Raw genomic sequence first — 12,736 nt, 5'->3', positions numbered from 1 at the left:
GCGGCGACACGAATGTCGCGAACCTTGTGCCGTTATGCCGGTTCCATAACGGGCGCAAGGCCGATGGTGATTCGTATACCCGTGATGCCGAGGGCAATTACTGGTACGTCACGCCGTATGGCAAGCGCCTACTCTGCACCGTGGACTAACAGCCGAAAGGAAACCCCAGCCAAGGCTGGGGTCATTCGGCATGCCTTCGTGCGGGATGGAGGAAACGACCGAGGTTAATGAAATGGGTATTCATTTATGCAGGTCGGGGGTAAAAATGCGATCTTTGCAGTCTGGATGTGCTATGTCACTCATCGCGTAGGTTTCGTGTTAGGTCATAGTTTTGCGGAATTTGCAGCGGGGTAGGGCGGCTCGCGCACGCGGGCGAGATTTCTAGTCTGGGTGACGTCATCGACCCGTAGTAAAGGAGTACATAATGAGTGATACATTCACTGCCGCTGTCGTCGAAGAATTCGGACCTACCCTGAATATCCGCGAGGCGGATCTTCCGGAACCGGGTCGCAACCAAGCACTTGTGCGTAACCTTGCGTCGGGCATCTGCCACACGGACGTCCACGCCGCGGAAGGCGACTGGCCTGTGAAGCCGGAGCCACCGTTCATCCCGGGGCACGAGGGCGTGGGCGAAGTGGTCAAGCTGGGGCCGGGCGAGCACACCGTCGAGGTAGGCGACATTGTGGGCAACGTCTGGCTGTGGTCCGCGTGTGGTGTGTGCGAGAAGTGCCGCACCGGCTGGGAAACGCTGTGTGACGAGGCGGAGTATGGTGGCTACACTGTGGACGGCTCGTTCGGCGAGTACATGCTCGTGGACACCCGCTACTGCGCGCGCATCCCGGAAGGCTCGGACCCGATCGAGGTCGCGCCGATTCTTTGCGCTGGCGTCACGGTCTACAAGGGCCTCAAGGTCTCAGAGACACGCCCGGGCCAGTTCATGGTCATCTCCGGCATCGGTGGACTGGGGCACATCGCGGTGCAATACGCCGTCGCCATGGGCATGCGCGTCATCGCGGTGGATATCTCAGAAGAGAAGCTAGCGCTGGCGAAGAAGCACGGCGCCGAGTACACCGTCAACGCCAAGGAAGCGGACCCGGCCGAGGCCGTTACTGAGTACACCAAGGGCGGCGCCCACGGCGTGCTCGTCACGGCCGTTCACCCGCAGGCGTTCGGCCAGGCCATCGGCATGGCGCGCAAGGGCGGCACCATCGTCTTCAACGGCCTGCCGCCGGGAGAGTTCCCCGCGCCCATCTTCGACATTGTCTTCAAGGGCCTCACCATCCGCGGCTCGCTCGTGGGTACACGCCAGGATCTCGAGGAGGCGCTCGACTTCTACGCCCGTGGAATGATTAAGCCGACGGTCGAGGAGGTCAAGCTCGACGACGTCAACGAGGTCTTCGAGGGACTTATCAAGGGCGGCATCGAAGGCCGCCGCGTCATTCGCTATTAGGGCGGAGTCCGCGCCGCACGCACGCGGCGCGGACGCATCTAGGCCGTGGCCTCGAAGAGCCCGCGGCCCCACCAATCGTTGTCATCTGCAAGCCCCGGCGGGCAGGCGAAGATGGCAGACGACTCGTAGCGCACGTACTCATTCATCTTGTCCGACTTCGCGAGCTTCTTTTGAATGGGGATAAACCGCTCGGCAGGGGAGTTGACGATCGCGATGAAGAACAACCCCGCGTCCATATGCCCGAAGTCGTCGATGCCATCCGTGAAGTTATACGCACGCCGTAGCATGCGCGCCCCGCCATTTTCCTGGTGGCTCGCTAGCCGCGCATGCGCCGTAAGCGGAATGACCGGGCCCGACGTACCGACATACTCGTCGAGCGGCAGCTCGTCGAACTCGTTCTCACGGCCGAGCGGCGCGCCTGAGCTCTTGACGCGACCAAACGTCTCCTCCTGGTCGGAGAGCACCTGCCGGTCCCAATTCTCCAGCAGCATACGAATGCGTCGCGTGATGAGGAACGTGCCGCCGTCGAGCCACGAGTTCGTGCCGGAGACCCAGATATGTTCGTCCGCCAGGTCGGTGTCCTCGGCCTTGATATTGTTCGTGCCGTCTTTAAACCCGAAGAGGTTGCGCGGCGTTTGTTGCTCGCGAGTCGTCGTCGACGCATGCCCGAAGCCAAGCTGCGACCACTTGTACTCCACGACGCCGCGGCCAGCGCGCGCGAGGTTCCGGATGGCATGCACGGCGACCTGCGGGTTGTCCGAGCATGCCTGGATGGCAATATCGCCGCCGCAGAGCTTGCCGATGAGCTGGTCTCCCGCAAACTTTGGCAAATCCTCCAGCTCGGCCGGACGTGCGGAGGCAAAGCCAAAGCGCTCGTCAAAGAGCGAGGGGCCAAAGCCGATGGTGAGCGTGAGGTTCGCCGGCTCCAGGTCGTAGGCCTCGCCGGTATCCTGCGGGACAGAGTGCTGGCCGACCTCGGAGATATCCTCATCGACAGCGGTCTGGCCCCGCGTCATGCGCCGCGCCATGGCGGTCCACGTGCGCAGGAGCTCCTCGAGTTCCGCGCGGTCTTTTGATACGACGTTGAACGCCGCGAAGTGGAGACGGTCCTGCTGCGCCGTGACGATGCCGGCCTGGTGCGGGCCGTTGAACTTTACGATAGCTGCGGCGGCCGTGACTCCATCCCGGCCGGAACTATCGGAGCATGCTGTGACCGTCCCCGCGGCGAGTAGACCGGCCCCGCCGAAGAGCGCGCGACGGCTAAAAGAACGACTCATGGCTAGCTCGCTACGACTTCCTGGACGGTGGAGACTTTTTCGGTGAGGACATCGAGGGCATCGGAAAGCTTGCGGCGTTCGTCTTGAGAGACCTTGTCGTAGGAGACGAAGCCATCGCCCTCGCGGTACGTGTCGAGCAGCGTCTGGACGGCGTCGAAACGCTCGTTGATGTCGGTGAGCAGCTGTGGGTCGCGCTCGTTGAGCGCCTTCTCCAGCGACGCGATGGCCGCGCGGGAGCCGTCGAGGTTTGCCTGGAAGTCGTAAAGGTCGGTATGGGAGAAGATGTCTTCTTCGCCGGTGATCTTGGACGTGGCGATCTCGTCGAGCAGGCCCTGAGCGCCGGACGCGATCTGGACGGGCGCGAGCGTGTAGTCGTCCGCGGCCACGCCGTCGACGAGCTCCGCGATGTCCTGTTTGAGCTGGGCGGCGTCCGCCTTGGTCTCGTCCGTGATCTTCTTGTTTACCCAAAGATCCTTTTCGATCTTGTGGAAGCCGGACCAGGTGTCGCCCTCCTGGATGTCGGCCTCGCGCAGGTCGATGCGCGGGTCGAGGTCGTTCGGGAAGGACTCCGCCACGGGTTCGATGCGCTCGTATGGGGTGCGTGCGAGCGGGAAAAGTTCCTTCGCGGTGTCGATATCGTCGGACTCGATGGCGGCGACGAACTCGTCGACCTGCCCCTGCAGCGCGGTGGTCTGCGAGCGGACGTAGGAGATGTACCCGTCGACGGCCTGGGTGAGGACCTCGTCGGTGGAGGCTTCCACGGCCTCGCCGGTCACCTTCAGCGTTTGGGAGAAGCCGTCGCCGACCATTCCCGGCTTACACGTGAGTGTGTAGTCACCCGGGTCCGTTATTTGGACGACGAGCTTGCGGGTGGCGCCTGGGCCGATGTTTTCGACCTCGCCGACGACGCGGCCGCCGGAGGTGTAGACGTAGAACTCCGTGGTCTTCTCACCGTTATTGGTGACTTCGAAGGTCGAGGTGCCGGTGGTGGCCTCGGCGCCGGAGACGGTGCAGGCGTCGTCCGTGGCGGCGACCGTGAAGTTGGTGGATTGCGATTCGTCGACTTTGTCCGCGCAGGCGGTGAGCGATCCCAACGCGAGGCCGGCGACAAGTACAGAGACAGTGCGGTTCATGAGTAGTTAGGCTTTCTTAGTCGGTCGGAGAAACAGGTACAGAGCGATAACGAGGTAGACGGCCCAGCCCACCATGGACAGCGTGGTGGGAGCGGGGACGAGGTTGAAGATGCCCTCGATAAACGTCGCGAGCGCGGTGCCCGGGGCGATGATGTGCGAGACGTCGAAGGCGAGTGTGTGCAGGCCCGGCAGCAGGCCGGCCTCCTGGAGGTCCGTAAGGCCGTAGCGCAGGATGCCTGCGGCGACGATGACGAGCAGGATGCCTGTGACGCGGAAGAACGTGCGCAAGTTGATGCGGATCGCGCCGAAGTACATGGCCACGGCCACCGCGACGGCGATGGCGATGCCTAGCGAGAGGCCAAGCGCTGGCGTGGCCGAGGAACCGTAGGCAAAGGTGTCGAAGACGAGCAGCGCGGTTTCGATGCCCTCGCGGACGACGGCCATAAACGCCAGAACAAAGACAGAGCCGGGGCCGACGGTGATGGCGTGTTCGAGCTTGCCTTCGAGCTCAGCCTTCATATTCTTCGAGGCGCCGTGCATCCACAGCAGCATGTAGCTCACCAGGGCCACGGCGACGAGGCTGCCGATGCCCCCAATAATCTCCTGGCCCACCGTGGTCAGCGTCTTGGTGCCGTAGTAAATGATGGCGAAGACGGCGAGCGTCACGGCGATGGCAGCGGCGACGCCGGCCCAGACCCAGCGCATCTGCTTCGAGTGTCCGGACTTGGTGAGGTAGGCGGCGAGGATGGTGACGACCATGGCGGCCTCGAGGCCCTCGCGCAGGCCGATGAGGAGGTTGGCGAATAACATGGCGTCCTTCCTGAGCAGGTGGGGTGACGGCGGGTCGCGCCGCTTTTATTATCCGACTCAGGTTAGGCTTGACATAATAAAACGGGCGTGATGTGTGACGGCATGCAAAAGGGGCAGCTCACGTAAGGTGAGGCTACCCCAATTTGTGTTAAGCCGCGGTTGCGGCGTGAAGTGCGGAATGTGCTGGTTAGAGCGTGAGACTGCCGTTGACGAGGCCCCACACGGCGGCGATGGCGCCGACGAAGACGAGGGCGACGACGAACCACTCGAAGCCGTTGAAGACGCGCTCCTTCTTGGCTAGGCGCGTGCCGACGTAGGGGATGAGACCCGGGATGACGGCGAGCGCGCCGAGGAGGACGTAGACGAGGTCGGCGGCGTAGATGAGCCACAACGAGTAGATGAAGGCGACGAGGCCAATGGCGAGGTGGTGGCGGTTCTCGCGCGGGGAAACCTCGGGGCCTGAAAGGTCGAATTTGTCGCTGGGGCGCGTGAAACCGCGGCCGCGGGAGGCTAGCAGCACGAGGTAGAGCGCGGAGAAGATGTACGGCAGGAGGTACATGATGGTGGCGAGCTGGACCATCGCGTTATACGAGGTCTCGTTCAAGTAGAACACGACGACGAAGATTTGGATGGCGATGGTCGAGATGAGCTGCGCGACCCACGGGGCACCCGCGATGTTCACGGTGCCGATGCGGCGGGGGAGCAGGCCGTCGACGGCCATGAGCACGATGGGCTCGGCGCAGAGCATCTGCCAGGAGACGTAGGCGCCGAGGACGGACAAGCACAGGCCGAGCGAGATGAGCGCGCCGCCCCAGTGGCCGACGACGGCGGTGAGCACGGAGGCCATTGAATTATCCGGGAGCGCGGCGAGCTCGGCCTGGCTTAGCACGCCGAAGGAGAGCGTGGAGACGGAGACAAGGAGCGCGAGTACGGAGATAAAACCGATGACGGTGGCGCGGCCGACGTCGCGGCGGGTGCGTGCCTGCTTGGAGTAGACCGAAGCACCCTCGACGCCGATGAAGACCCAGACGGTGAACAACATGATGCCCTGGATCTGCTCGAAGAGCGGCGTGCCGGAGTCCTCGCCCCAGAAGTCGAAGGTGAACTTGTCCCAGCTAAAGCCGAGGAACGCGACGAGCACGACGAACGCCAGGATGGGTACGAGCTTGGCCACGGACGTCACCATATTCATAAATGCGGCCTGCTTGATGCCGCGGGCGAGCACCGCGAAGATCGTCCACGACAGCGCGGAGACCGCGATGGCCGAGGCTAAGCGGTGGTCCGCGTCGAAGAACGGCACGTAGTGCCCGATCGTGTTAAAGAACAATGTGGCGTAGCCGACCTGCGCCATGACCGAGCCTAGCCAGTAGCCCCAGCCCGAGGTAAAACCGATAAAGTCGCCCAAGCCCGCGCGCACGTAGGAATAGACGCCCGAGTCGAGCGCTGGCTTGCGCTGCGCCAGGATCTGGAAGACGAAAGCGACGGAGAGCATGCCCACGCCTGCGATGAGCCAGCCGATGAGCATGGCGCCCGGGCCTGCGACCGACGCGATGTTCTGTGGGAGAGAGAAGATGCCCGCGCCGACGGTGGAACCGATGATGAGCGCGACGAGAGTCCAGATGGTGACGGAGTGGGTGCGCGCGCCCGAGCCGTCTGCCGCGGCGGCGCCCGTAAGGGCTGCTGCACCTGTGGAAGGGTTGTTCATCTGTATAAAATTACAGACTTGACGCGGCGGGTGAAAACCGTTGTGAGAAACTAGGAGCTATGACTGTTCTGTTGCTCGATGAACGCTGGCCCGACCTTATCCCCATGGAGGCGCTCGCGCGGGTGACCCAGCCGGTGACGTATACCGGCGAGTTGCCCGTCAAGGTGCGCTGGAACTTCGGGGATCTCGTCACGAAAATCGACCCTACGGGCGTCGGCACCATCGTGACCACGAACGCCGCGGACCCCGCCGTCGCCGTCCGTATCAGCGCCGGCGAGGAGATTATCGAGGCCGCCTCGCGCCACGAGCCGGTCTACGAGGCTCAACGCATCATGTCCGCCGCGCGCTCGCGCGGCGAGTGGGAGATGGGCCAAACCCATCGCTCGCTCCTGCCGTACCTCGCCGAGGAGACGCGGGAGTTTGCTGCGGCGGTGGAGGAGGGGGCATCGGAAAGCGAGCTGTGCACAGAGCTCGGAGACGTGCTGCTGCAGGTGCTTTTCCATGCGGAAATCGCCGCGCGCCGCGGCGCCTTTGATTTTGGCGACGTTGCCACGAGCTTCGTGCGAAAAATGCGCAGCCGCGCGCCCTACTTGTTCGACGGCTCGACCGGCGTCGTGTCGGTCGAGCGCCAAGACGAGCTGTGGGCGCGCGGCAAGGCGAGCGAAGGTTAAGCCTTCGAGGACAGGCTCTCGACGAACGGGAGGACCGTCTCGAGCTGCGAGGACAGGCCGAAGCTGCCCGGTGCGTCAGCCTTGACGATGCCGCAGGCCTGCGCGCGCTGCGCGGTCTGGGTGGAGTACTTCACGGCCGCAAGCGCCAGCGCCGGGTTGGTCGTGCCCTCGACCTTGCCCAGGCCCTGCAGGCCCTTGGCGAGCTGGCTCTGCGTGGTGGTCTCCGTGAGGAGCTCGCCCTCGGTGGCGGAGTCGATGCCCTGGAGTACGGTCTTCAGCGTGCCGCAGTCGACGGTGTTGATGACGCCGGACGCGATGGCGTCGGCGCCGAGCAGAGTGCCGAGGTCGAGCTGTGCGGCGGACGCGGACGGGGCGATGGTGAGGGACAGGGCGGCCGCAGCGGCGGCGACGGTGGCGCGAAGCTTCATGAAAATTCCTTAGAACGGTGAGGGAAGAACAACAACACGGTAGAGAACAAAGTTCCGCGCCCACCTTAGTCGTGAATGTGACAAAAGTAAACAGTTGAGACTTAATTGTCATAATCTAGGCGTCGGGCGGGGCAACGCGGCGCAGGTGCGGGGGAGCGCTAGGATTGTCCGTCATGACTGATTGGGTAAAGCGCGCGGGCGGCTGTGGATGTGCTGCGGTCCTCGCCGTCTTCCTTGTCGTCTCTCTCGTCGCGTGGCTCATGTCGTATTTCCATGTGCCGTCTCCCACGCGCACGCTTCAGCCTGTCGATGCCGTCGTCCCGCCGGCTGCGCCCGAGCCCGTCGCGCTCATCGACGTCCACGCGCCCGGCCGCACCGCGGACGAGCTGCGCGAGTGGTCCGCCCCGCTCGCCGCGTCCACGGACGTCTCGGGGCAGGCCCTGCGCGCCTACGGCAACGCGGAACTCATCGCCCGCGACGCCTGGCCCGAATGTCACCTGCAGTGGAACACCCTCGCAGGCCTTGGCTGGGTCGAAACCCGCCACGGCACCTACGGTGGCAGCTGGCTTAAGCCGTCGAACCTCGACGCCACCGGCCGCCCCGACCCGAAGATTGTGGGCATTCCGCTCGACGGCACGAATAACACGGTGCGCATCGAGGACACTGACGGCGGCCTCCTCGACGGCGACACGGAATTTGACCGCGCCGTGGGCCCTCTCCAGTTCATTCCCAGCACGTGGGAACACTTCGGCCTCGACGCGGACGGCGACGGCGTCGCCGACCCACAGCAGATTGATGACGCCGCGCTGAGCGCCGCCAATCTGCTCTGCGATAACGACCGCGATCTCGCCGTGGAAGAGGATTGGCTCGAGGCCATCTACGCCTATAACAACTCACGCGACTACGTCACCCGCGTTGCCAAGGCTGCGAACTCCTACGCCGTGCCGCAGCCGGCCAACTCCTAAAACAAACCTTGCCAACGCCCGCCCGGATGCCCGCGCGGTCTCTCGTCGGGCAAAGGTGGGAAATGCCACACTTTCGGGCGTAATCGGGCACTCTGGCATGGTTTGCCCAGCTGAATCGGGCTGTGGCGGCGCTGTGTGAGCCGCCCATGTCTACTGTTCGGACTGTGACCTTGCTGATTTTTCTGGCCAGCCCCGCCACAGATCGCAAAAATCTGGAACAATTATGGGCGGAATAAAAAACTTCCTCGTTTCAGGCTGGAGCGCATAGAACGTAACGCGCACTGCCGGGCTGATTCGAACCCTTTCAGACCACACACAATGTTTACAGGAGTGAGCACATAATGGCTGGCATCATGCACGTATTTGGCCGTGAAATTCTGGATTCCCGCGGCAACCCGACCGTTGAGGCTGAGGTTTTCCTTGAGGACGGTGCACACGGCGTCGCCGGCGTGCCGTCCGGTGCGTCCACCGGTGTCCACGAGGCCCACGAGCTGCGTGATGGTGGCGACCGCTACCTGGGCAAGGGCGTTCTCAACGCTGTCCACAACATCAACGAGGAAATCGTCGATGAAATCGCCGGTATGGAAGCTGATGATCAGCGCCTCGTCGACGCCAAGCTCATCGAGCTCGACGGCACGGAGAACAAGTCCCGCCTCGGCGCCAACGCCATCCTCGGCGTGTCCATCGCCGTTGCGAAGGCTGCCGCTGAGTCCGCTGGCCTGCCGCTCTACCGCTACATCGGTGGACCGAACGCCCACCTCCTGCCGGTTCCGATGATGAATATCGTTAACGGTGGCGCCCACGCCGACTCGGGCGTTGACGTCCAGGAGTTCATGATTGCCCCGATCGGTGCCGAGTCCTTCTCTGAGGCTCTGCGCATGGGCGCTGAGGTGTACCACTCTCTGAAGTCCGTTATTAAGTCCAAGGGCCTGTCCACCGGCCTCGGTGACGAGGGCGGCTTCGCCCCGGAGGCAGAGTCCACCAAGGCGGCTCTCGACCTTATCGTCGAGGCCATCAAGAAGGCTGGCCTGGAGCCGGGCAAGGACATCGCCCTGGCTCTTGACGTTGCCTCCTCCGAGTTCTACAAGGACGGCAAGTACCACTTCGAGGGCGGCGAGCACACCGCTGAGGAGATGGCCAAGGTCTACGAGGACCTCATCGCGAACTACCCGATCGTCTCCATTGAGGACCCGCTGCAGGAGGATGACTGGGAGGGCTACACCAAGCTCACCGCCGCCATCGGCGACAAGGTTCAGATCGTCGGCGACGACTTCTTCGTCACCAACCCGGCCCGCCTGGCCGAGGGCATCGAGAAGAAGGCCGCCAACGCCCTCCTCGTCAAGGTTAACCAGATCGGTACCCTCACCGAGACCTTCGACGCTGTCGAAATGGCTCACCGCGCCGGCTACCGCACCATGATGTCCCACCGTTCCGGTGAGACCGAGGACACCACCATCGCTGACCTCGCTGTCGCCCTCAACTGCGGCCAGATCAAGACCGGTGCCCCGGCTCGTTCCGAGCGCGTGGCCAAGTACAACCAGCTGCTGCGCATCGAGCAGGAGCTTGGCGATGCCGCCGTCTACGCCGGCCGCTCCGCCTTCCCGCGCTTCCAGGCTTAAAGCCTCGCGTCGCGCCCACCGCGTGGCATGCGCACAGCGCCTAGCGCGCTGACAACTATCCCGCCGTCTATTACGGACGGCGGGATTTTTGCGTGCGGACTCGCGCCGCGCCCGGAGATCTGCACGGCGGCGGGCTAGGATGGGAAGTCCTATGGCACCCAGCTCGAAGAAGAAGTCGCGGACGACCGTCCCCGTTGCCTCTCGCGACGCGGACCGTCGTGCAGCTGCGCGCGCCGCCGTGAAAGACCGGGCGGAGGCGCGCACGCGCCTCGACATCCTGGGCTGGGGCATTCTGGTTCTCGCACTCATCATCGTGCTCGTCGCGGTGGCCATGCCGCTCAACAACTATTACCAGGGCCGCGCGGAGATTGCGCGCCTCAACGAGGCCATCGCTGCGAAGAGCGCGGAGAAGGAACGTCTCCTCACCGAGATCGACAAGTACCGCTCGGAGTCGTATATCGAGCAGGAAGCCCGCCGCCGCCTGGGCGTGGTGAAGCCAGGGGAGACCGCGTACCGCATCCTCGATCCTAAGATGACGCACGACTCCGCCGTGACGACGGATAAAACGCAGGTTGAGGACTCCCGCGACTGGTACACGGTCCTGTGGGACTCCTTCGCCGAGCCGCCCGTGGACAACGGCGCCGTCTCCGACAGCCCGAACGCCGCAGAAACCGGCGAGTCCGGCGAAATCTCCGAGGCCGTGTCCGAGGCCGTCTCGGAGCAGCAAGGTCCCGCCGACGCAGAAGGCGCGCACGCTCCCGCGGGCCCTGAAGGCGCGCAGGCCCCCGCCGAACCCGCCGCCCAGTAGTCGGAGCGACGTGGCCGCGGGGCGGTAGACGGCCGCGTTCTTCGCCTCCGCGCGCGGTGTGCGACAATATGGGGCATGACCGCGCAAGAAAACGACGCCGCCCAACTGGCGGCCGATCTCGAGATCGTCAAGGAGCAGCTTGGCCGCCCGGCCCGCGGCGTGCTCGCCATCGCGTACCGTACTCCGGACGGCCAGCCCGCCGTTGTGAAGACCGCGCCGCGCCTGCCCGATGGCACGCCGTTTCCCACGCTGTATTACCTCACGGACCCGCGGCTCACGGCTGAGGCCTCGCGCCTCGAGGTCGCCCACGTCATGAAATGGATGGAATCCCGCCTCGCCGAGGACGAGGAGCTCGCTGCGGACTATCAGCGCGCCCACGAGCACTTCCTGGCTGAGCGCAACGCCATCGAGGACCTCGGCACGCAGTTCTCCGGCGGCGGCATGCCGGACCGCGTCAAGTGCCTCCACGTGCTCATTGCCTATGCGCTTGCCGAGGGCCCGCAGCACTTCCGCCTGGGCACCGAGGCCGTCGCCATGGCCGCCGAGTACAAGGATCTGCGCGGCACCGCCATTCCGCAGGACTGGCCGACGGTCGAGGAACTGGGCATCGACATGGCCCAATTCGACGTGCCCAACGCCTAGAACACGGCACGATTACACACACCGTATCTGCAAGGAGATTCCCATGACCCGTGTGGCAGCCGTCGACTGCGGCACAAATTCCATCCGTCTACTTATCTCGGACGTGCAGCCGGATGGCACCATTCGTGATATCACGCGTCTCATGGAGATCGTGCGCCTAGGCGAGGGCGTCGACGCCACAGGTGAGTTCGCCCCGGCCGCGCTAGAGCGCACCCGCGCGGCGCTCGAGAAGTACGTCAAGCAGATGAAGTTTGAGAAGGTCGAGCGCGTGCGCATGGTCGCCACCTCCGCCTCGCGCGATGCAAGCAACCGCGAGGAGTTCTTCTCCATGACTGCGGAGCTGCTTGGCGAGATTCAGCCCGGTGCACGCGCCGAGGTCATCTCCGGCGACGAGGAGGCGAAGCTCTCCTTTACCGGCGCGGTCGCGGACTTGGGCCGCGATGAGGCACCCTACTGCGTTATCGACGTGGGCGGCGGATCCACCGAGTTTGTGGTCGGCACCGCGGACGGCGAGCTGCTTGGCTCGCATTCGGCGCAAATGGGCTCGGTGCGTCTCACGGAGCGCATCATGCGTTCAGACCCGGCCACGGAGACGGAGCTGGAGATCGCCCGCGACTACGTCGCCGAGCGCATGGAGGATGTCCTCAAGATTGTGCCGCTCGACCAGGCGCGCACCTTCGTCGGCTGCGCTGGCACGTTCACCACGATGTCGGCGCTGGCTCAGGGCCTAGAACGCTACGACTCCGATGCCATTCATGGCTCCGTCCTGCGCTTCGATGCCCTGCGCGTGCTCATTGACCAGATTCTGATCGAGACCAGTGCCTCGCTCGTGCTCAACCCGGTCATTCACCCGGGCCGCGCGGACGTCATCGGCGGCGGCAGCATGGTCGTCCAGGGCATCATCGACGCCGTGGAGAAGGTCACCGAGGCCCGCTCCTTCGTCATCAGCGAGAAGGACATCCTGGACGGCATCATTGCAGGTCTCGCTGCCGAGCTTGCCGATGCCCCCACCTCCTAAAGGCCCGCACCTCCCACCGGGTGGCGCCTAAGGCCGCCCCAATTTTTAGTGCCCGTGGCGAGTGCAATAAGCTAAAGGCACCGAAGGCCCCCATAGCCCAATCGGCAGAGGCAGTTGACTTAAAATCAATTCAGTCAGGGTTCGAGTCCCTGTGGGGGCACCACACAGCACACAGCCAGGATTTTCCTGCGGCCCTGTGCGCATAATTCG

Annotated in this window: 12 protein-coding genes and 1 tRNA gene; 8 read left to right on the top strand and 5 right to left on the bottom strand. The window is 64.3% G+C overall.

Going from position 1 to position 12,736, the window contains the following annotated elements; translation table 11 throughout:
- Positions 1-424 precede the first annotated feature (424 nt).
- A complete protein-coding gene (locus tag HMPREF2559_RS02415; protein ID WP_066491396.1) occupies positions 425-1,450 on the top strand; it encodes a zinc-dependent alcohol dehydrogenase in 1,026 nt (341 codons plus the stop codon).
- A gap of 38 nt (positions 1,451-1,488) precedes the next feature.
- On the opposite strand, the gene efeB is transcribed toward HMPREF2559_RS02415, so the two are convergent.
- From efeB to HMPREF2559_RS02395, 4 genes are all read right to left on the bottom strand, one after another.
- Positions 1,489-2,727, bottom strand: a complete 1,239-nt coding sequence (efeB, locus tag HMPREF2559_RS02410) for an iron uptake transporter deferrochelatase/peroxidase subunit (RefSeq protein WP_066509571.1) — start codon at positions 2,725-2,727, stop codon at positions 1,489-1,491.
- A 2-nt stretch (positions 2,728-2,729) separates the two neighbouring features.
- Positions 2,730-3,860: an iron uptake system protein EfeO gene (gene efeO, locus HMPREF2559_RS02405; protein WP_066491389.1), complete on the bottom strand. Its 1,131-nt coding sequence runs from the start codon at positions 3,858-3,860 to the stop codon at positions 2,730-2,732.
- A 6-nt stretch (positions 3,861-3,866) separates the two neighbouring features.
- Positions 3,867-4,670: an iron uptake transporter permease EfeU gene (gene efeU / locus HMPREF2559_RS02400; RefSeq protein WP_070539420.1), complete on the bottom strand. Its 804-nt coding sequence runs from the start codon at positions 4,668-4,670 to the stop codon at positions 3,867-3,869.
- A 187-nt stretch (positions 4,671-4,857) separates the two neighbouring features.
- The gene (locus HMPREF2559_RS02395; protein ID WP_083297753.1) at positions 4,858-6,375 is read right to left on the bottom strand and encodes an amino acid permease; all 1,518 of its coding nucleotides are present in this window, start codon (positions 6,373-6,375) and stop codon (positions 4,858-4,860) included.
- Between the two features lie 59 nt (positions 6,376-6,434).
- Between HMPREF2559_RS02395 and HMPREF2559_RS02390 the strand changes: the two genes are divergently transcribed.
- Positions 6,435-7,046 (top strand): MazG nucleotide pyrophosphohydrolase domain-containing protein, encoded by a 612-nt coding sequence (locus HMPREF2559_RS02390; RefSeq protein ID WP_066491380.1) that lies wholly within the window; start codon positions 6,435-6,437, stop codon positions 7,044-7,046.
- Here the strand turns inward: HMPREF2559_RS02390 and HMPREF2559_RS02385 are convergent.
- Positions 7,043-7,474 (bottom strand): hypothetical protein, encoded by a 432-nt coding sequence (locus HMPREF2559_RS02385; RefSeq protein ID WP_066491372.1) that lies wholly within the window; start codon positions 7,472-7,474, stop codon positions 7,043-7,045. The genes HMPREF2559_RS02390 and HMPREF2559_RS02385 overlap by 4 nt on opposite strands.
- 173 nt (positions 7,475-7,647) lie before the next feature.
- Here HMPREF2559_RS02385 and HMPREF2559_RS02380 point away from each other — a divergent pair, with 173 nt between their 5' ends.
- The 6 genes from HMPREF2559_RS02380 (at position 7,648) to HMPREF2559_RS02355 (ending at position 12,689) form a co-directional block, all read left to right on the top strand.
- Positions 7,648-8,439, top strand: coding sequence for a lytic transglycosylase domain-containing protein (locus tag HMPREF2559_RS02380; RefSeq protein WP_066509574.1), 792 nt, complete (start codon positions 7,648-7,650; stop codon positions 8,437-8,439).
- Between the two features lie 341 nt (positions 8,440-8,780).
- Positions 8,781-10,058, top strand: a complete 1,278-nt coding sequence (gene eno, locus HMPREF2559_RS02375; RefSeq protein ID WP_066491368.1) for a phosphopyruvate hydratase — start codon at positions 8,781-8,783, stop codon at positions 10,056-10,058.
- A 151-nt stretch (positions 10,059-10,209) separates the two neighbouring features.
- On the top strand, positions 10,210-10,866 hold the full coding sequence (locus HMPREF2559_RS02370; protein WP_070539418.1) for an FtsB family cell division protein: 657 nt from the start codon (positions 10,210-10,212) through the stop codon (positions 10,864-10,866).
- Positions 10,867-10,941: 75 nt separating this feature from the next.
- A complete protein-coding gene (locus HMPREF2559_RS02365) occupies positions 10,942-11,508 on the top strand; it encodes a DUF501 domain-containing protein (RefSeq protein WP_066491366.1) in 567 nt (188 codons plus the stop codon).
- A gap of 43 nt (positions 11,509-11,551) precedes the next feature.
- Positions 11,552-12,526, top strand: a complete 975-nt coding sequence (locus HMPREF2559_RS02360) for a Ppx/GppA phosphatase family protein (protein WP_066491363.1) — start codon at positions 11,552-11,554, stop codon at positions 12,524-12,526.
- Between the two features lie 86 nt (positions 12,527-12,612).
- Positions 12,613-12,689, top strand: a tRNA-Leu gene (locus tag HMPREF2559_RS02355).
- The last annotated feature ends 47 nt before the right edge of the window (positions 12,690-12,736 follow it).

Source organism: Corynebacterium sp. HMSC072G08, from assembly GCF_001809185.1.
GTDB classification, from domain to species: domain Bacteria; phylum Actinomycetota; class Actinomycetes; order Mycobacteriales; family Mycobacteriaceae; genus Corynebacterium; species Corynebacterium phoceense.
This window is presented reverse-complemented; position numbering and strand designations above follow the sequence as displayed.